Origin of the sequence: Pseudomonas sp. CH235, assembly GCF_004368175.1 — a bacterium.
GTDB lineage: Bacteria > Pseudomonadota > Gammaproteobacteria > Pseudomonadales > Pseudomonadaceae > Aquipseudomonas > Aquipseudomonas paraglycinae.
In genome coordinates, this window is sequence record NZ_RRZJ01000001.1 from 184,373 (window position 1) to 203,847 (window position 19,475).

General features: G+C 61.3%; 13 protein-coding genes. 12 read left to right on the plus strand and 1 reads right to left on the minus strand.

The genetic code is table 11. The annotated features are described in order from the left end of the window. Positions 1–52: 52 nt before the first annotated feature. Complete coding sequence (locus tag EIY71_RS00775; RefSeq protein WP_134019914.1) at positions 53–325, minus strand: DUF1652 domain-containing protein; 273 nt, start codon at positions 323–325, stop codon at positions 53–55. Between the two features lie 263 nt (positions 326–588). Here EIY71_RS00775 and EIY71_RS00780 point away from each other — a divergent pair, with 263 nt between their 5' ends. The 12 genes from EIY71_RS00780 to EIY71_RS00835 all read left to right on the plus strand — a co-directional run bounded on the left by EIY71_RS00780 (position 589) and on the right by EIY71_RS00835 (position 19,450). Continuing rightward, positions 589–1,404: a helix-turn-helix domain-containing protein gene (locus tag EIY71_RS00780; protein ID WP_134019917.1), complete on the plus strand. Its 816-nt coding sequence runs from the start codon at positions 589–591 to the stop codon at positions 1,402–1,404. A 51-nt stretch (positions 1,405–1,455) separates the two neighbouring features. Beyond that, on the plus strand, positions 1,456–2,862 hold the full coding sequence (locus EIY71_RS00785; RefSeq protein WP_134019920.1) for an FAD-binding oxidoreductase: 1,407 nt from the start codon (positions 1,456–1,458) through the stop codon (positions 2,860–2,862). A gap of 29 nt (positions 2,863–2,891) precedes the next feature. Beyond that, positions 2,892–3,236: a cupin domain-containing protein gene (locus tag EIY71_RS00790; protein ID WP_134019923.1), complete on the plus strand. Its 345-nt coding sequence runs from the start codon at positions 2,892–2,894 to the stop codon at positions 3,234–3,236. Between the two features lie 56 nt (positions 3,237–3,292). Then, complete coding sequence (locus tag EIY71_RS00795; protein WP_007954580.1) at positions 3,293–4,378, plus strand: polyamine ABC transporter substrate-binding protein; 1,086 nt, start codon at positions 3,293–3,295, stop codon at positions 4,376–4,378. A gap of 387 nt (positions 4,379–4,765) precedes the next feature. Then, positions 4,766–6,232, plus strand: coding sequence for a serralysin family metalloprotease (locus tag EIY71_RS00800; RefSeq protein WP_102716848.1), 1,467 nt, complete (start codon positions 4,766–4,768; stop codon positions 6,230–6,232). A 93-nt stretch (positions 6,233–6,325) separates the two neighbouring features. After that, positions 6,326–6,748 (plus strand): AprI/Inh family metalloprotease inhibitor, encoded by a 423-nt coding sequence (locus tag EIY71_RS00805; RefSeq protein WP_166673413.1) that lies wholly within the window; start codon positions 6,326–6,328, stop codon positions 6,746–6,748. A gap of 158 nt (positions 6,749–6,906) precedes the next feature. Further along, positions 6,907–8,694 (plus strand): type I secretion system permease/ATPase, encoded by a 1,788-nt coding sequence (locus EIY71_RS00810; RefSeq protein ID WP_134019929.1) that lies wholly within the window; start codon positions 6,907–6,909, stop codon positions 8,692–8,694. Further along, positions 8,691–10,040: an HlyD family type I secretion periplasmic adaptor subunit gene (locus tag EIY71_RS00815; RefSeq protein ID WP_134019932.1), complete on the plus strand. Its 1,350-nt coding sequence runs from the start codon at positions 8,691–8,693 to the stop codon at positions 10,038–10,040. The genes EIY71_RS00810 and EIY71_RS00815 overlap by 4 nt, the downstream gene beginning before the upstream one ends. A 2-nt stretch (positions 10,041–10,042) precedes the next feature. After that, entirely contained in the window at positions 10,043–11,404 is a 1,362-nt protein-coding gene (locus tag EIY71_RS00820) for a TolC family outer membrane protein (RefSeq protein ID WP_134019935.1), read from the plus strand. Positions 11,405–11,501: 97 nt separating this feature from the next. Further along, positions 11,502–14,453 (plus strand): autotransporter serine protease, encoded by a 2,952-nt coding sequence (locus EIY71_RS00825; protein WP_134019938.1) that lies wholly within the window; start codon positions 11,502–11,504, stop codon positions 14,451–14,453. 164 nt (positions 14,454–14,617) lie between these two features. Further along, complete coding sequence (locus EIY71_RS00830) at positions 14,618–17,704, plus strand: autotransporter serine protease (RefSeq protein WP_134019941.1); 3,087 nt, start codon at positions 14,618–14,620, stop codon at positions 17,702–17,704. A 57-nt stretch (positions 17,705–17,761) separates the two neighbouring features. Beyond that, positions 17,762–19,450 carry a polyurethanase gene (locus tag EIY71_RS00835; RefSeq protein WP_134019944.1) on the plus strand — a complete coding sequence of 563 codons (1,689 nt, stop codon included), beginning with the start codon at positions 17,762–17,764 and terminating at the stop codon, positions 19,448–19,450. Positions 19,451–19,475: the final 25 nt, after the last annotated feature.

Consider the following 19,475-nt stretch of genomic DNA (forward strand, 5'->3'; position numbering starts at 1 on the left):
ACGTCCATGAAAAAGCCCGCACAAAGCGGGCTTTTTATTTTAAATCAGCTAGTTATGCGTAACTCTTGAGAGATTCCGGAGGAATGAAAGCCTCCAGTTCGTCCTCGACGGCCTCGATTATTCGCTCCACATCCGCTGCATTCATGATCGTGGCACAGGGAATGCCGGCGATCGCGATCAGGGTTTCGCCGCTGGCCCGATCGAACAGGCGCGCGACCAGACTGCCCGGCGCATCCATGGTCGCCTCGAAACCCATGGGATGAAAATGCCAGCGCATCAGCTGGCAGGCATTGGGAAACGTGACTTTGCTTGACCCTTTGTTCATGTGTTGCCCGCCTTCTTCATCGAGCGCTTCCGTTTGCTCATGTTAGGTGGGAAGAGCCTTCATTGGCTCAACCGGTGACTGCCTTTAAAAGTAGCATCTGAATGTGAAATTCCTGTGAGAATTTTCAGTTCATTTAGCGATTGCGAGGATTCTTTTGATGTAAGTCACGATCCACCCAATCGTCGCCAAAGTGCCATTACGGTCGGGTTGTTGATGCAACGCCAGAAGTTGGGCAAGCTCGGTTCTTTTTCCAAGAGTCCCTTATGCACGCCGATGATGACGGCCCGGAACAGACCGGGGCCACGGCCGAAACGGTCATGCGCTATCACCTGTGCTGGAAACACCGGGACCTGGATGGCGTGATGGCGCTGTACCACCCGGACATCCAGTACAACGATTTTTTCCAGAATCGCGTGCTCGGCCTCGAAGAACTGCGCGAGTACGTGCGGGTCAGCATGCCGCGCGAATCCGACGAAGCGCTGGAGCATTGCGACCGCATCCGCATCGACGGCAACACCGCCTTCATTCAATACGAAGTGACGCTGCGCGGCGGCAACGGGCTGGTGTCGTTTCGCTCCAGCGAAGCGATCACGGTCAAGGAGGGGCAGATCTGGCGGGTCAACGAATATGCTTCGCTGGTGCGCGAACAGGCCGATAGCCCGACGACAAGCAGCCAGCGTCCGGCGGTGAGTCGACTGGGCCTGTCGCCGCGTCAGTTGAGCTTCATGGCCGATGACCTGCAGCAGTATTTCCAGCGTCAGCAACCGTATCTCGACCCCGAGCTCGACCTGCAGCGGGTGGCGAAGGAGTGCGGGTACAGCCGCAATCAGATTTCCTATTTGCTGAATCAGGTGTTGGGGCAAAGCTTCTACCGCTACGTCAATCAGGCGCGTCTGCAACATCTATTGCAGTCGCTGGACAACGCCACGCCGCCGTTGCGCATCGATGAACTGGCCTTCGCTGCCGGTTTCAATTCGCTGTCGGCTTTCTATAGCTGCTTTCGCCAGCACACCGGCCAGTCGCCCAAGGCCTACGCGAAGCAAATTTCTTTGCGGACACGCGCGCAAGACAATCCCTGAGTTCTGCCTCTAGGATCGACGCCATCGAAACCTGGATTGGCGGAGTCTTGCATGCCGGCGTGGCGCACTATCAGTTTGTGGATGGATCAACTCGACGAGCCGCTGACCGCGCGCCCGTCGCTTGCGCAGGATCTGGACGTCGACGTGGCGATCATCGGTGCCGGTTACACCGGGCTTTGGACGGCGTACTACCTGAAACAACAGGCGCCAAACCTGAACATCGTCATCATCGAAGCGCAAACCGCCGGGTTTGGCGCGTCCGGTCGCAATGGCGGCTGGTTGATGGGCAATCTGCTGGGTGAGGATCGCCTGCTGGCGGGCCTCTCGTCACAACAACGCCGCGCTTCGTTCGATCTGTTGCACAGCATCCCTGATGAAGTAGAAGTCGTCCTCGAACGCGAAGGCATCGATTGCGATTACCGCAAGGGCGGGGTGCTGTACTGCGCCGCGCGTTATCCCGAGCAGGAAACCAGTCTTCGCGACTACCTGAAAAAGCTCCACGCTCAGGGCCTGACCGACGACGATTACCGCTGGCTCAGCCCCGAACAATTGGCGCAGCAGATCCGCATCGCCAAACCTTACGGCGGCATCTTCGCGCCACATGTGGCGACCATTCACCCGGCGAAACTGGTGCGCGGCCTGGCGCGAACCGTTGAAAGCATGGGGGTGAAGATCTACGAAAACAGCCCGGTAACCCATTGGCAGGCCGGCAGCCTGCGTACTGACAAGGCCAGCGTGCGCAGTCGCTGGATCGTCCCGGCCATCGAAGGTTATTCCGTCACGCTGCCACCGCTGGGCCGTTATCAATTACCGGTGCAGAGCCTGATCGTCGCCACCGAGCCGTTGTCCGCCGCGACCTGGGATGCAATCGGCCTCAGCCGGGGGCAGGCGTTCAGCGAATTCAGTCGTCAGGTCACTTACGGCCAGCGTAGTGCCGATAACCGGCTGATTTTCGGCGCCCGTGGCGGTTATCAGTTCGCCGGCAAGTTGCGCCACAACTTCGACCTGACCCGTGATGAAGTCGACCTGCGTCGCTATCTGTTCGGCGAGCTGTTCCCGCAACTGAAAAACGTCCAGATCACCCACGCCTGGGGCGGCAACCTCGGCATGTCCCGGCATTTCAAGCCGCACATGCTCTGTGATCGGGCCAACGGCATCGCGCTGTCCGGCGGCTATGGCGGGGAGGGTGTCGGCGCTTCCAATCTGGGTGGGCGCACGCTTGCGGATCTGATTCTCGAGCGCGACACCGAGCTGACGCATCAGCCGTGGGTGCTGCCCGACGGCGGGATCCACGCGCTGCGGGCATGGGAGCCGGAACCGTGCCGCTGGCTCGGCTACAACGCGATCATCAAAAGCTTCGTCCACGAAGACCAGACCCTGGCCAACCCGGCGACTGCGCCCTGGCGGCGCAAGCTTGCCAGCCAGGTGGCCGGGTTCATGGAAGGTTTCATGCACTAATCGTTGTTTACTAGCAGACAGGTAACGCCATGAGCATCACCCAATTCAAGAACACCGCCACGTTGCAGCTGGAAGAATCCAACCCGGTGGCCGTGCCGCTCGGCACGCCGGTGGCGATTGCCTCGACCACCAGCGTCGAGCGCGACGACGGCGTCGAGACCGGCGTCTGGGAATGCACCCCCGGTCGCTGGCGCCGTCAGATCACCGCTCAGGAGTTCTGCCATTTCATTTCCGGTCGCTGCACGTTCACCCCGGACGACGGCGGCGAACCCCTGCACATACAAGGTGGCGACGCACTGATGTTGCCGGCCAACACGCTCGGGATCTGGGACATCGAAGAAACCGTGCGCAAGACCTATGTCCTGATTTTCTGACGTTTTGATCCTTTTGATTGCCTGCCAACAACAATAGCCAATACAGGAATCGATCCATGATCCGAAAGACCCTCGCACTCGCACCCTTGATGCTCGCCGTCTCCCTCGCTCAGGCGGCGGATACGGTCAAGGTTTACAACTGGTCCGACTACATAGCACCGGACACCGCCAAGAACTTCGAAAAGGCCAGCGGCATTGGCGTCACCTATGACGTCTACGACAGCAACGAAACTCTCGACGGCAAGTTGATGACCGGTAAATCCGGTTACGACGTGGTGTTTCCGTCCAACCACTTCATGGCGCGGCAAATCGAAGGCGGGGCGCTGAAGAAGCTCGACAAGAGCCAGTTGCCGAACTGGAAGAACCTCAACCCGGTATTGCTCAAGGCCTTGCAGACCAACGATCCGGGTAACGAACACGGCTTTCCATACCTGTGGGGCAGCACCGGCATCGGCTATAACATCGCCAAGGTCAAAGCCGTGCTGGGTGACAACGCGCCGGTCGATTCCTGGGATCTGATCTTCAAACCCGAATACATGGAAAAACTGCAGAAATGCGGCGTGGCGATCCTCGACAACGGCCCGGAACTGCTGCCGGCGGCGCTCAACTACCTGGGTCTGCCGCATCACAGCAAGAATCCCGAGGACTACAAGAAAGCTGAAGCGCTGCTGATGAAAGTGCGGCCTTATGTCAGCTATTTCCATTCCTCGAAGTACACCAGCGATCTGGCCAATGGCGATATTTGCGTGGCGGTCGGTTTCTCCGGCGACATCCTGCAGGCGGAAAACCGCGCCAAGGAAGCGAAGAACGGCATCGAAATCGGCTACGAGATTCCCAAGGAAGGCGCCGCCATCTGGTTCGACATGGTCGCCATGCCCGCCGACGCACCGGACGAGAAGGCCGGCTACGCGTTCATGAACTACCTGCTGCAGCCCGACGTAATGGCCGGCATCAGCAACTACGTGCACTACGCCAATGGCAACGAACAGGCCGACAGCCTGATCGACCCGGCGATCAAGAACGACACCAAGGTTTATCCGAGCCCGGAGATGATGGGCAAGCTGTTCGCACTGGAAGCGATGCCGCTGAATATCGACCGGATTCGCACGCGGGTGTGGAACAAGATTCGTACTGGCAGCTGAAGAAAACAGGCGAGGGCGGTACAGCCCTCGCCTGAGTATGTTCTGTTGGATCAACTTGATATCAAACCACTGGCATTGCACTGATAAAGTGCAGCAAAGTGAGACGTTGCTAACAAAAAACAACTTACCGATATTTAATATTTAAATAAGAAATCGTCAGACAATTAGGCAAACTCACCACACTTACAAACTTCTTTCGGCAGCACGCGCTTTGTTTACGGGAGTTTCCCGTAACAATTCAATTTGATCTCAAAAAAACGCTAGACGTTAGATTTCAAATTGTGTCAGGTTTCTTACGCCTTCATTGGGCGAGTGATAGGACAATCTCGCCAGAGGTTGTCGCTATCGGACAAAAACTGTTCCATTGCTAAACAAGGAAGTGTGTTTATGTCGAAAGTAAAAGCTAACGCTATTGATACCGCCGAACAGGCTTTCCAGCTGGGCGCGGCGCCGGAACCACTGGCGGCAACCAGCACGGCGTATAACCAGATCAATAGCTTCAGCCATCAGTACGATCGTGGCGGCAACCTCACGGTCAATGGCAAACCCTCTTTTTCCGTCGACCAGGCCGCAACCCAGTTGCTGCGCGACGGCGCTGCCTACCAGGACAAGGATGGCAGCGGCAAGATCGAACTCACCTACACGTTCCTGACTTCGGCATCGTCCAGCACGATGAACAAGCACGGGATCACCGGGTTCAGTCAGTTCAGTGCTCAACAGAAAGCCCAGGCCGTGCTCGCCATGCAATCCTGGGCCGATGTGGCCAACGTCACCTTCACCGAGAAAGCCTCGGGCGGTGATGGCCACATGACCTTCGGTAACTACAGCGGTGGCCAGGATGGCGCTGCAGCGTTCGCTTATCTGCCAGGCACTGGCGCCGGTTACGACGGCACGTCGTGGTACCTGATCAACAGTGGCTACACGCAAAACAAAAATCCGGATCTGAACAACTACGGTCGTCAGACCCTGACCCACGAAATCGGCCACACCCTTGGCCTGGCGCACCCGGGCGACTACAACGCCGGCAACGGCAACCCGACCTACAATGACGCGACCTACGGGCAAGACACCCGCGGCTACAGCGTCATGAGCTACTGGAGCGAAAGCAACACCAGCCAGAACTTCAGCAAGGGCGGCGTGGAAGCTTATTCCTCCGGCCCGCTGATGGATGACATCGCAGCGATCCAGAAGCTCTACGGCGCCAACCTGACCACCCGTACCGGTGACACCACCTACGGCTTCAACTCCAACGCCGGTCGCGATTTCCTCAGCGCCTCGTCGTCGGCCGACAAGCTGGTGTTCTCGGTGTGGGATGCGGGCGGCAAGGACACCTTCGACTTCTCGGGTTTCACCCAGAACCAGAAGATCAACCTCAATGAAGCCTCGTTCTCCGACGTTGGCGGCCTGGTGGGCAACGTGTCCATCGCCAAGGGCGTCACCATCGAGAACGCGATCGGCGGTTCGGGCAACGACCTGCTGATCGGCAACAGCGCGGCCAACGAGCTCAAGGGTGGTGCCGGCAACGACATCATCTGGGGCGCCGGCGGTGCGGACAAGCTGTGGGGCGGCGCAGGTTCGGACACCTTTGTGTTCGCGGCCAGCTCTGACTCCAAACCGGGTGCGATCGATCAGATCCTCGATTTCGTCAGCGGTCTCGACAAAATCGACCTGACCGGTATCACCAAGGGCGCAGGCCTGCACTTCGTCAGCGCCTTCACCGGCGCGGCGGGTGATGCGGTTCTGACGTCCTCGGGCGGCAACAGCCTGTTGTCGGTGGACTTCTCCGGGCACGGCGTGGCTGATTTCCAGGTCAGCACCGTTGGCCAGGCGGCCACCAGCGACATCGTGGCGTGATGTAACAAGGGAAAGCGGCGCTTGATGCGCCGCTTTCTTCGCTTGCTTCGTCTCGCGACGTGCGCAAGGCTACACGCCGGAGTGAAATTTCCTATGATTCGAAACCCTTTTTCCCGCATGGCAGTCACCTGTTTCATGCCGATGCTGATGATGATTTCTGGAGAAACAACCATGGCAAGCAGCCTCAGACTCGAAGATCCATCGGTATTCGCCGGGCACTGGCGGGCGACGCTGACCGCCGCCCATGACGCTCCCGAAGCGCAGGCACTGCAAGACAAACCTTCCAACACCTGCCAGATCGACCTTGAGCCGAACCAGACACTGGGCCACGGCGCCGACTGTCTGAGCGCCTGGCTACAGGTAAACGCCATCGGCTGGTTTCCCGATCCGGACGGTCTTTCGATCACCGGCAAGGAGGGCTCCAGAATTCTTTTTTTCGGCCGACAACATGACGGACTTTATTCCAGTACTTTGAAGTCGGGTCTGATCGTGACGCTCAAGCGTGTCGAGCAATAACGCAGCGAATATAAAGAAGTACCCGACTGTTATAAGACTTCGAAAAAGTTGTTGTGAAAATGTAAGCGGGTACTTGCAAGTCATCTCTCGCAGGTAAGCGAAATAACAATTGAGCGCTCGTCACTTTTGGGCGGGTTCAATCATTTCAGGAAGAATCAATGAAGATGGCGAAGGCCCCAGCCACTGCTCCCTTATTCAAGGCCTTGGGTGACTATAAAAGCATTCTGATCAGCGTCGGATGTTTTACCGCATTGATAAACGTGCTGATGCTGGTGCCCTCCATATATATGCTCCAGGTCTATGACCGGGTGCTGTCTTCGCAGAACGAAACCACCCTGGCGATGCTGTCGCTGATGGTCGTCGGTTTCTTCGCCTTCATCGGTCTGCTGGAAGTGGTGCGCAGCTTTATCGTGATCCGCATCGGCAGCCAGCTCGAGCGCCGTTTCAATCTGCGGGTCTATCAGGCGGCGTTCGAACGCAATCTGTTCAAGGGCGAGGGCAATGCCGGGCAGTCTCTCGGCGACCTGACCCACATTCGCCAGTTCGTCACCGGGCCTGCGCTGTTCGCATTCTTTGATGCGCCGTGGTTCCCGGTCTACCTGTTCGTGATTTACCTGTTCAACGTCTGGCTCGGCGTGCTGGCCACGGCGGGTGCACTGCTACTGATCGCGCTGGCGTGCCTGAACGAATACATGACCAAAAAGCCGCTGGGCGAAGCTGCCGGCTACTCGCAGAAATCCAGCCAGTTGGCCACCAGCCACCTGCACAACGCCGAAACCATTCAAGCCATGGGCATGCTCGGTGCCTTGCGCAAGCGTTGGTTCCAGGTGCATTCGCGCTTTCTTGGCCTGCAGAATCAGGCCAGCGACACTGGCGCAGTCATCAGCTCGCTGAGCAAAACCTTGCGTCTGTGCCTGCAATCGCTGGTGCTGGGCCTTGGCGCACTGTTGGTGATCAAGGGTGATATGACCGCCGGGATGATGATCGCCGGCTCGATCCTGATGGGTCGGGTACTGAGCCCGATCGACCAGTTGATCGCCGTGTGGAAGCAGTGGAGCGGGGCGAAACTGGCTTACCGTCGCCTCGATGCGTTGCTGCAGGCCTTCCCGCCGAGCGATGACGCCATGGCGCTGCCGGCGCCGAAAGGCCAGATCACCTTCGAACAAGTCAGCGCCGGTCCTCCGGGCCAGCGTGCCGCGACCCTGCACATGGTCAACTTCAACCTGGCGGCCGGTGAAGTGCTCGGCGTGCTCGGTGCTTCCGGCTCCGGCAAGTCGACCCTGGCGCGGGTGCTGGTCGGCGTATGGCCGGCGCTTGGCGGCACGGTACGTCTGGACGGCGCCGACATTCACCGCTGGAACCGCGATCAGCTCGGCCCTTACATCGGCTATCTGCCGCAGGACATTGAACTGTTCAGCGGCAGCATCGCCGAGAACATCGCCCGCTTCAGTGAAGCCGATCCGCAAAAGGTTGTGGCCGCCGCGCAACAGGCCGGCGTGCACGAACTGATCCTGCGTATGCCGCAAGGCTACGACACCCAACTGGGCGAGGATGGCAGCGGTCTGTCCGGCGGCCAGAAACAGCGCGTAGCCCTGGCCCGTGCGCTGTACGGCAACCCGAGCCTGGTGGTGCTGGACGAGCCGAATTCCAACCTCGACACCGTCGGCGAAGCCGCGTTGTCCAGCGCGATCGTGCAGCTCAAGGCCCAAGGCACCACCGTAGTGCTGGTGACGCACCGTTCTTCGGTGCTGGCCCAGGCCGACAAGCTGCTGGTGCTCAACGACGGTCGCCTGCAAGCCTTCGGCCCGAGCCACGATGTGCTCAAGGCGCTGTCTGGCAATCAGCCCGGCAACCAGCCACAACAAAATGAAAAACCTGCGCAAGCACCGGCCGGGCTCAGCATGAGCCGACAGTATCAGCCGACGACAAGGAATTCGGGTGTATGAGCAGCGCGAGCATGAACACGCAAAACGAAGCGACGATGGAACACGCGTACATCACCGAACGCCCGGAGCGCGATGCAAAATTCTTCGCCCGCATGGGCTGGATTCTGGCGCTGGTCGGTGCTGGCAGTTTCTTCACCTGGGCGGCATTGGCGCCGCTGGATCAAGGCATTCCGGTGCAAGGCACCGTGGTGGTGTCGGGCAAGCGCAAGGCCGTACAGTCGATGAGCAGCGGTGTGGTCAGCCGGATTCTGGTGCGCGAGGGCGAAATTGTTAAGCAGGGCCAGCCGCTGTTCCGCCTCGACCAGACCCAGGTCGCCGCCGACGTGCAGTCGTTGCAGGCGCAATACCGCATGGCCTGGGCCAGTCTGGCGCGCTGGCAGGCCGAGCGTGACAACCTCAAGCAAGTGACGTTTCCGGCCGAGCTGAGCGATAACGCCGATCCGCGCCTGGCACTGGTGCTGGAAGGCCAGCGGCAATTGTTCAGCAGCCGCCGCGAAGCGTTCTCCCGCGAGCAAGCCGCCCTGCGCGCCAGCATCGAAGGCGCCACCGCGCAACTGGCCGGCATGCGCCGCGCCCGTACTGACCTCAACGCGCAGGCTGACTCGCTGCAACAACAGTTGAGCAACCTGCAACCGCTGGCTGACAACGGCTACATCCCGCGCAACCGCTTGATGGAATACCAGCGCCAGTTGTCGCAGGTCCAGCAACAACTGGCCGAAAACACCGGCGAAAGTGGCCGGGTCGAGCAGGGCATTCTTGAGTCCCGCCTGAAGCTGCAACAGCACGGTGAGGAATACCAGAAGGAAGTCCGCACCCAACTGGCCGACGCGCAACTGAAAAGCGTCACGCTGTCGGAGCAACTGACTTCCGCCGGTTTCGACCTGCAACACAGCGAAATCCTCGCCACCGCCGACGGCGTGGCAGTCAACCTCAGCGTACACACCGAAGGCGCCGTGGTGCGTCAGGGCGAAACCCTGCTGGAAATCGTCCCGCAAGGCACGCGCCTGGAGGTCGAAGGTCACCTGCCGATCAACCTGATCGACAAGGTCGGCACGCACCTGCCGGTCGACATCCTGTTCACCGCGTTCAATCAGAGCAAGACGCCACGGGTCCCCGGCGAAGTCAGCCTGATTTCCGCTGACCAGATGGTCGACGAGAAAACCGGTGTGCCGTACTACGTGTTGCGCAGCAGCGTCAGCGATCAGGCCATGGAAAAACTCAACGGTCTGGTAATCAAGCCCGGCATGCCGGCGGAAATGTTCGTGCGCACTGGCGAACGTTCACTCCTCAACTACCTGTTCAAGCCGCTGCTCGACCGCGCCGGTTCCGCGTTGACCGAAGAATAAGGATGTTCGGCTGTATGAATAAGCTTTCCATGCTGGCGGCAGCGTTCGCGCTGCTCGCGGGCAACAGTGCAATGGCGGCCATGGGGCCGTTCGAGATCTACGAACAGGCGTTGCGCAATGACCCGGTGTTCCTCGGCGCGATCAAGGAACGCGACGCAGGCCTTGAAAACCGCGCCATCGGCCGCGCCGGCCTGTTGCCGAAACTGGGTTACAACTACAACAAGGGCCGCAACTCGTCGAAAGCTACGTCCCTCGACGAACGCGCGCGCAATCGCACCGATGACCGCAACTACAGCAGCTACGGCTCGAGCCTGACCCTGCAACAACCGTTGCTCGACTACGAAGCCTACGCGGCGTATCGCAAAGGCGTGGCCCAATCGCTGTTTGCCGACGAGAACTTTCGCGGCAAGAGCCAGGAACTGCTGGTTCGCGTACTGGATAACTACACCAAGGCCTTGTTTGCCCAGGATCAGATCGACATCGCGCATGCCAAGAAGAAGGCGTACGAGCAGCAGTTCCAGCAGAACGAGCACATGTTCAAGCAGGGCGAGGGCACTCGCACCGACATCCTCGAAGCCGAGTCGCGTTACGAACTGGCGACCGCCGAGGAAATCGAGGCCCGCGACGAGCAGGACGCCGCGCTACGGGAGCTGGGCGCATTGGTAGGCATGCCGGCGATGGACATCAGTGATCTGGCACCGCTGGATCAGAACTTCCAGACATTCGCCTTGATGCCGGCCAATTACGACACCTGGCACGAGCTGGCGGTCAGCAACAACCCGAACCTCGCGTCCCAGCGTCAGGCGGTGGAAGTGGCGCGGTACGAAGTCGAGCGCAATCGCGCCGGGCACCTGCCGAAAGTCAGCGCTTACGCCACGATGCGCCAAAACGAATCAGAAAGCGGCAACACCTACAACCAGCGTTACGAAACCAACACCATCGGTTTCGAAGTCAGCGTGCCGTTGTATGCCGGCGGCGGCGTGTCGGCCTCGACCCGCCAGGCCAGCCGCACCATGGAACAGGCCGAATACGAACTGGACGGCAAGACCCGTGAGACGCTGATCGAATTGCGTCGCCAGTTCAGTGCGTGCCTGTCCGGGGTCAACAAGCTGCGCGCCTATCAAAAGGCCCTGGCCTCGGCCGAAGCGCTGGTGGTGTCGACCAAGCAAAGCATTCTCGGTGGCGAGCGGACTAACCTCGACGCACTGAACGCCGAACAACAACTATTTACCACCCGCCGTGATTTGGCCCAGGCACGCTATGACTACCTCATGGCCTGGACCAAATTGCATTACTACGCGGGCACCTTGAGCGAACAGGATCTGGCACGGGTGGATGAGGCGTTTGGGGTGGCCCGACGTTGATGTGCATGGCTTCAGACCGGCCCTCACCCTTGGGGTGAGGGGAAGGGGCGATACCGCAGAATCAACCTGCATAAAACAATAAAAGTGAGTGGTGAACATGGACGTACGCATCAAGCCGATTTCGGTCGGCACCCTGCTGCTTGTGATTTCTGCAACCCAGGCTCAGGCCCAGTACCTCGAAGCCGGCAAACCCGGCGATCCCGCCAGTTGGCGCAGCGCCGAATTCCTGCGTGACTGGGGCCTGGGCCGAATGCAGGCCGATCAGGCCTACGCCGCCGGCATCACCGGCAAGGGCGTGAAGATCGGCGCGCTGGACTCCGGTTTCGACGCCGCCCATCCCGAGTTCGCCAGCGAGCGTTATCACCCGGTACTGGCCAGCGGCAGCTACATCGACGGCACGCTGTTCAATGTCAACGGCACCCTCAACCCGAACAACGACTCTCACGGCACCCACGTGGTCGGCACCATGGGCGCATCCCGTGACGGCACTGGCATGCATGGCGTCGCGTACAACGCGCAGATCTACGTCGGCAACACCAACAAGAACGACAGTTTTCTGTTCGGCCCCAACCCCGATCCGCGCTACTTCAAAGCGGTGTACGACGCCCTGGCCAATGCCGGTGTGCGGGCGATCAACAACAGTTGGGGCAGCCAGCCGCCGGACGTCAGTTACCGAACCCTCGCGGACTTGCACGCCGCTTACGCACAGCACTGGAACAAAGGCACCTGGCTCGACGCAGCGGCGGACGTCTCGCGTCGTGGCGTGATCAACGTGTTCAGCGCCGGCAACAGTGGCTACCCGAATGCCAGCGTGCGCTCGGCGCTGCCGTACTTTCAGCCGGATCTGGAAGGCCACTGGCTGGCAGTCTCCGGGCTCGATCAAAGCAATCAGCAGAAGTACAACCAGTGCGGCATCGCCAAATACTGGTGCATCACCACGCCGGGGGCGAAGATCGACAGCACCATTCCCGACGGCGGTTATGCGATCAAGTCCGGCACCTCGATGGCCGCGCCGCACGCCACCGGCGCGCTGGCGCTGGTGATGGAGCGCTATCCGTACATGAATAATCAGCAGGCGCTCGAAGTGCTGCTGACCACCGCCACCCAACTCGACGGTTCGGTGACCGACGCACCGACCGAGCGAGTCGGTTGGGGCGTGGCCAACCTGTACCGGGCGATGCGCGGGCCGGGGCAATTGCTTGGTGCTTTCGACGCGAATCTGGCGGCTGGGCAAAGCGATGTCTGGAGCAATGACATCAGCGACAAAGCGCTGATCCAGCGCCAGAACGAAGACCTCGCCGAACACAGCGCCTGGCAGCAAACCCTGCAAAGCAAAGGCTGGCAGAACGGCGTGCCGGCCGGCGCCAGCCAACAGGATCAGACCGATTACGCCGTGGGCATGGCTCGCGATGCAGCAGCTTCCGCTCGGGTTTATCAAGGCAGCCTGATCAAGTCCGGCGACGGCCGATTGATTCTGACCGGTGAAAACACTTATCGCGGGCCGACCACGGTCAATGGCGGTCTGCTGACGGTGAACGGTTCGCTGACTTCGGCCGTGACCGTCAACGACGGCGGCACCCTCGGCGGCTCCGGGCGGATCGGCGCGTTGACCGCCAACAGCGGCGGCCGGGTAGCACCGGGCAATTCGATCGGTACGTTGAACGTCGCCGGTGACGTGACCTTCGCGCCAGGCTCTACCTACGCGGTGGAACTGTCTCCCACCAGCAGCGACCGCATCGTCGCCGGCGGCACTGCATCCATCAACGGCGCTACTGTAAGCCTGTCGCTGGAAAACAGCCCGACGCTGCTCAGCACCACCGAGGCCAGAAGCCTGCTCGGTCGGCAGTACGAGATTCTGCAAGCTGCGGGTGGCATTCAGGGTCGGTTCGGTGCGGTGCTGCCGGATTATCTGTTCATCGGTGGTAGCCTGGCCTACAGCGACAACGGCATCGGCTTGAATGTCGAGCGCAACGCAACATCGTTCGCCAGCGTCGGCCAGACACCGAATCAACGTGCTGTGGCTGCCGCCGTGGAAGGCATGGGCGCGGGCAGTTCGGTTTACGAAAGCCTGTTGTTGTCGGCCACCGCCGGTGACGCGCAACAAGCCTTTCAACAGTTGAGTGGCGAAATCTATCCGGCCCTCGGGTCGGTGCTGATCAACGACAGCCGGCAACTGCGCGACGCCATTGGCGAACGCCTACATGACTCGAATGCCGCGCAAAACAACGGCTGGATCAAGGCCCTCGGCGCCTGGGGCACAACCGATTCGCGGCACGACACCGCTGGATACAGCACGTCGATTGGCGGCCTGCTGGCCGGTGTCGACGGAGCGCTGGACGAGCAGACCCGCATCGGTCTGGTCACCGGTTACAGCGACAGCTCGCTGAGCATGGGCTCGGGCACGCATTCCTCAGCCAAAGTCGACAGCTATCACCTCGGCGCCTACGCCGGTCACGACATCGGCGCCTGGCGCCTGAGCACCGGCGCGGCCTACAGCTGGCATCGCGCCGATGTGAAACGCGACTTGCAGTACGGCAACGTCAGCGCCAGGCAAAAAGCCAAGGTCGATGCCGCCACCACTCAGGTATTCGGCGAAGCGGCTTATCGACTGGACCTGCAACCGCTGGCCCTGGAGCCGTTCGCCAATCTGGCCTACGTACACCTCGACACTGATGGTTTCACCGAGAAGGGCGACGCCGCCGCGCTGAAAAGCGGTGACGACCAGCGCGACGCGGTGTTGAGCACCCTCGGCGTGCGGGCGATCAAGACCTTCGACCTGCCGTCCGCGCAGAAGCTGCAAGTGAGCGGACACCTGGGCTGGCAGCACAGCCTGACCGACATCGACTCCGAACAGCATTTGCGTTTTGCCAGCGGCAGCGCGCCGTACACGGTCGAAAGCTCGCCACTGGTGCGCGACGCCGCACTGGTCGGCGTGCAGGCCAGCCTGGCACTGACCCGCGACGTGCGGGTGAACCTCGATTACACCGGACAACTGGCCAGCCGCGAGAAGCAGCATGGCGTGGGCCTGAGCCTGAACTGGCAGTTCTAGACACACGGATGATCGTTCCCACGCTCTGCGTGGGAATGCCTCTAGGGACGCTCCGCGTCCAGTGACGCGGAGCGTCACGGGCTGCGTTCCCACGCGGGAGCGTGGGAACGATCACGGGGCTGAACACACGGATTTTTCGCAACATCACTAAGGAAGGTCGCTGGATGAAAAACAACAACACCCCCGCGCAATCGGGTGGATGCTTTCGCCTGAAAACTCTCAACGTCGCCTTGCTCTGCGCGCTGGCCACCTGGGGTAGCGCACACGCGGCGCCCTACGTGGAAAGCGGCCGGGCAGGGGATCCGGGCAGTTGGCGCAGTGCCGAGTTCAAGGCCGACTGGGGCCTGGGCGCCATCGGCGCGGATTACGCCTACGCCGCCGGTTACACCGGTAAAGGCGTGAAACTGGGAATTTTCGACCAACCGGTCTACGCCGCGCACCCGGAGTTTTCCGGCAGCAACAAGGTCATCACCCTGGTGACCTCGGGGATCCGCGAATACACCGACCCGTACATCCCGGTCAAAGCGGGGGACGCGTTCCGCTATGACGGTTCGCCCTCGGTCGGTTCCGACGGCAAACTCGGCGCCCACGGCACCCACGTTGGCGGTATCGCTGCCGGCAGCCGTGACGGCGGGCCGATGCACGGCGTGGCGTTCGGCGCGCAGATCATCAGCGCCGACAACGGCGACCCGGGCCCGGAAGACGGCATCGTGCGCGGCAACGACGGCGCGGTGTACAAGGCCGGCTGGGATGCGCTGATCGCCAGCGGCGCGCGGATCATCAACAACAGCTGGGGCATCGGCATCACCGACCGTTTCGACCTCGGCGGCCGTGACCCGGCGTACCCGCACTTCACCGTCAACGACGCGCAACTGCAGTTCAACGAGATCCGCACACTGCTGGGCACCAAACCCGGCGGCGCCTACGACGGTGCAATCGCCGCCGCACGCAGCGGGATCGTGACGATCTTCGCGGCGGGCAACGACTACAACCTGAACAACCCGGACGCCATCGCCGGCCTCGGTTACTTCGTGCCGGACATCGCGCCGAACTGGATCACCGTCGCCGCATTGCAAAGGAACCCGGATCAGGCCAGCGCCAATCCGTACATCATGAGTACGTTCTCTTCGCGCTGCGGCTACACCGCCAGTTTCTGCGTCTCGGCACCGGGCACGCAGATCTACAGCTCGATCATCGAAGGCACCAACGCCGACAACCTGACCACCGGCTATAAGAACTACAACGGCACCTCGATGGCCGCGCCCCACGTGGCCGGCTCCATGGCGGTGCTGATGGAGCGCTTCCCGTACATGTCCGGCGATCAGGTCGCCAGCGTGTTGCGCACCACGGCCACCGACCTCGGCGCACCGGGCATCGACGCCCTGTATGGCTGGGGCATGATCAACCTGCGCAAGGGCATCGACGGCCCGGCGATGTTCGTCACCGAGCAGGACATCCCCGAAGAATTCCGCATCCAGGGCGCCTACGGTTCCGGCCAGTTCGTGGCCGATCTGCCAGGCATCGGCGCGATTATCGATGCGGGCAAACCCACCGAACGCGTATGCAACGACATCACCTGCGGGCTCGACACCTGGCGCAACAACATCTCCGGCCATGGTGGTCTGACCAAACAAGGCATCGGCACTCTGGTGCTGACCGGCAACAACACCTACAGCGGCCCGACCCTGGTCAATCAGGGCCGGCTGGCAATCAATGGCTCGCTGCAATCGGCGGTGACGGTCAATGACGGCGGCATCCTCGGTGGTAACGGCCGGATCGCCGCGCTGACCGCCAACAGCGGCGGCACCGTGGCGCCGGGCAATTCCATCGGCACCTTCAACGTGGCGGGTGACGTGACCTTCGCACCGGGTTCGACCTATGCGGTGGAAGTGTCGCCGACCAGCAGCGACCGGATCGTCGCCGGTGGCACCGCCATAATTGAGGGCGCCACCGTCAGTCTGTCCCTGGAAAACAGCCCGACGCTGTTGACCACCGAAGACGTGAAATCGCTGCTCGGCAGTCAGTTCAACATCCTGCAGGCAGCAGGCGGGATTCAGGGGCGCTTTGGTCAGGTGCTGCCTAACTATGCGTTCCTCGGCGGCACCCTCGATTACTCATCAGGTGGCGTGCAACTGGAGGTTGGACGTAACGGCGCCTCGTTCGCCAGTGTCGGCCTGACCCCGAACCAGCGCGCAGTCGGTGCTGCCGCCGAACGCCTCGGCGCCGGCAATGCGTTGTTCGAAACCCTGTTGCTGTCGCCATCGGCGGCCGCTGCGCAGGATGCCTTCCAGCAGCTGTCCGGCGAGATTCACCCGGCCATCGGCACGCTGCTGATCAACGACAGTCGCTACCTGCGCGATGCCGTGGGCGAGCGTTTGCGTGAGCGCGATCTGTTCGATGCCGGCGCGCCGACCGATGACCGCAGCAACGCCTGGCTCAAAGTGCTGGGCGCCTGGGGCAAGAGCGATGGCGGGTCGAAATACGCCGATTCCACCAGTTCCATCGGCGGCCTGCTGGCCGGTGTCGACGGTTTGATCGCTGAAGATACTCGTCTCGGTTTCGTTACTGGTTATAGCGACAGCTCGTTGAGCATGGGCGAGGGTACGCATTCGTCCGCCTCGGTCGATAGCTATCACCTGGGCGCGTACCTGGGGCATCAGATTGATGCACTGCGTCTGACCGCCGGTGCGGCTTACAGCTGGCATCGCATCGACGTCAAACGCGACCTGCAGTTCGGTGGCGTCAGCGGCAAACAGAAAACCAAGCGCGATGCGACCACCGCGCAATTGTTCACCGAAGCGGCCTACGACCTGGGTCTGCAACCGATGAATCTGGAGCCGTTCGCCAATCTGGCCTACGTGCACCTCAACAGCGACAGCTTCACCGAGAAGGGTGATGCCGCCGCACTGAAGGGTGGTGAAGACAACCGCGATGTGGTGTTGTCGACCCTCGGTGTGCGGGCCAAGCGCACGTTTGCCCTGTCGGAGAAACACCAGCTGGAACTGGGCGCAAGCCTGGGCTGGCAGCACAATCTGAGCAGCGTGGATTCCGACAGTCACTTGGCCTTCGTCAATGGCAACAGTGCGTTCACCGTGCAAAGTGTGTCGATGGATCAAGATGCAGCGGTAGTCAGCGTGCGCGCCGGGCTGGCGCTCAATCGCGATGTCCGGGTCAACCTGGACTATAACGGGCTGATCGGCTCCAACGAAAAGGACCACGGTGTGGGCCTGACGCTGGACTGGCAGTTCTAAGGGGTAGCGGCAGTTCTTTCGAGAACTGCCGTTTTTGAAAGGAAGAGAGAGCACAACATGGGATTGTTCGATTACAAAAACGCCGACGGCAAAGCGCTGTACAGCGACGCCATCGCCCTGACGCTGTATGCCTACACGCCGACCGGGCAGGCCTTGCCCGGCACTGGCTGGAAGCCGATCGGCGCCACGGCGCTGGGCTATCAGGGCAAAGTCGGGGCGCAGGGGACGTTCTTCGGTGAGAAGGATGGTTTCACCAGCGCCGAAGCCGAAGTGCTCGGCAAGTACGACGCCGCGGGCAAGCTGATCGGCATCGGCGTGGCCTTCCGGGGCACCGGCGGGCTGGGTTACAGCGACACCTTCGGCGACATGAAAAACAACCTGCTGGCTGCCATTGGCCCGTCGGACTACGCCACTCAGTACGCGAAAAACGCCTTCGACAACCAGCTCAAATCGGTGGCCGCGTTCGCTGTCGCCCACGGCATTGCGGCCAAGGACGTACTTGTCAGCGGCCACAGCCTCGGCGGTCTCGGGGTCAACAGCGTGGCGGAGTTGAGCGCGAGCAATTGGGGCGGATTCTTCAAGGACGCCAACTACATTTCGTTCGCCTCGCCGACCCAGAGCAGCACCGGCACCAACGTGCTGAACATCGGTTACGAGAACGACCCGGTGTTCCGCGTGCTCGACGGCACCACGTTCAGTACCGCGTCGATGGGCAAGCACGACAAGCCGCACGATTCGACCACCGACAACATCGTCAACTTCAACGACAACTACGCGTCCACCGCGCAGAACCTGGTGCCGTTCAGCATCGCCAATCCGCTGAACTGGTCGGCCCACAGCTCGCTGGGGTATGCCGACGGCCTGAATCGGGTGATCGCGTCGAAGTTCTACGGCCTGACTCACAAGGACTCGACGATCATCGTCTCCAACCTTGAGCAAGCGTCGCGGGGCAAGACCTGGGTCGAGGATCTGGGCCGCAGCGGCGAGCCGCACACCGGCAGCACCTTCATCATCGGCACCGACAGCGGTGACTGGCTCAAGGGCGGGGCGGGCAACGACTTCCTCGAAGGTCTGGGCGGCGATGACCGTTTCCGTGACGACGGCGGTTTCAACATCCTGCTCGGTGGCCAGGGCCACAACACTTTCGAGCTGCAAAAGCCGTTGCAGAACTTCAGCTTCGCCAACGACGGCGACGGCACCCTGTACGTGCGTGACGCCTACGGCGGCATCAGCATGACCCGTGACATCGGCGCGCTGGTAAGCAAAGAGTCGGGTTCGTGGTGGGGCAGCAAGGAAATCACCTGGACCGTCACCGCCAAAGGCCTGGCCAACGGTGCCGAACTGACCCAGTACAACCATTCGCTCAGCGGCGGCGCCATGGGCGACACCCTCAAAGCCGCCGCCGACGGCGACTGGCTGTTCGGCCTGGGCGGCAACGATCACCTGCAAAGCGACAAGGCCCACGTGACCTTCGTCGGCGGAGCCGGCAACGACGTGATGAGCGCGGTGGGTGGCAACAACACCTTCCTGTTCAGCGGCGCCTTCGGCTTCGACGCGATCAATGGCTACCAGGGCAGCGACAAACTGGTGTTCATGGGCGTCGAAGGCGCGGGGCAGGGCTACGACTACAAGCAACACGCGTCGCAGTCCGGAAGCGATACCGTGCTGAAGATTGGCGACTTTGCCGTGACGCTGGTCGGGGTCGGTGTGGCTAACCTGTCGGATTCGAGTTTCGTCTTCGCCTGACAAACGAACGTTGTACTGAAATGCT

Coding starts and splice junctions, on each gene's coding strand:
- EIY71_RS00775 (WP_134019914.1), bottom strand. CDS start 325: ATGAACAAAGGGTCAAGCAAAGTCACGTTTCCCAATGCCTGCCAGCTG.
- EIY71_RS00780 (WP_134019917.1), top strand. CDS start 589: ATGCACGCCGATGATGACGGCCCGGAACAGACCGGGGCCACGGCCGAA.
- EIY71_RS00785 (WP_134019920.1), top strand. CDS start 1,456: ATGCCGGCGTGGCGCACTATCAGTTTGTGGATGGATCAACTCGACGAG.
- EIY71_RS00790 (WP_134019923.1), top strand. CDS start 2,892: ATGAGCATCACCCAATTCAAGAACACCGCCACGTTGCAGCTGGAAGAA.
- EIY71_RS00795 (WP_007954580.1), top strand. CDS start 3,293: ATGATCCGAAAGACCCTCGCACTCGCACCCTTGATGCTCGCCGTCTCC.
- EIY71_RS00800 (WP_102716848.1), top strand. CDS start 4,766: ATGTCGAAAGTAAAAGCTAACGCTATTGATACCGCCGAACAGGCTTTC.
- EIY71_RS00805 (WP_166673413.1), top strand. CDS start 6,326: ATGATTCGAAACCCTTTTTCCCGCATGGCAGTCACCTGTTTCATGCCG.
- EIY71_RS00810 (WP_134019929.1), top strand. CDS start 6,907: ATGAAGATGGCGAAGGCCCCAGCCACTGCTCCCTTATTCAAGGCCTTG.
- EIY71_RS00815 (WP_134019932.1), top strand. CDS start 8,691: ATGAGCAGCGCGAGCATGAACACGCAAAACGAAGCGACGATGGAACAC.
- EIY71_RS00820 (WP_134019935.1), top strand. CDS start 10,043: ATGTTCGGCTGTATGAATAAGCTTTCCATGCTGGCGGCAGCGTTCGCG.
- EIY71_RS00825 (WP_134019938.1), top strand. CDS start 11,502: ATGGACGTACGCATCAAGCCGATTTCGGTCGGCACCCTGCTGCTTGTG.
- EIY71_RS00830 (WP_134019941.1), top strand. CDS start 14,618: ATGAAAAACAACAACACCCCCGCGCAATCGGGTGGATGCTTTCGCCTG.
- EIY71_RS00835 (WP_134019944.1), top strand. CDS start 17,762: ATGGGATTGTTCGATTACAAAAACGCCGACGGCAAAGCGCTGTACAGC.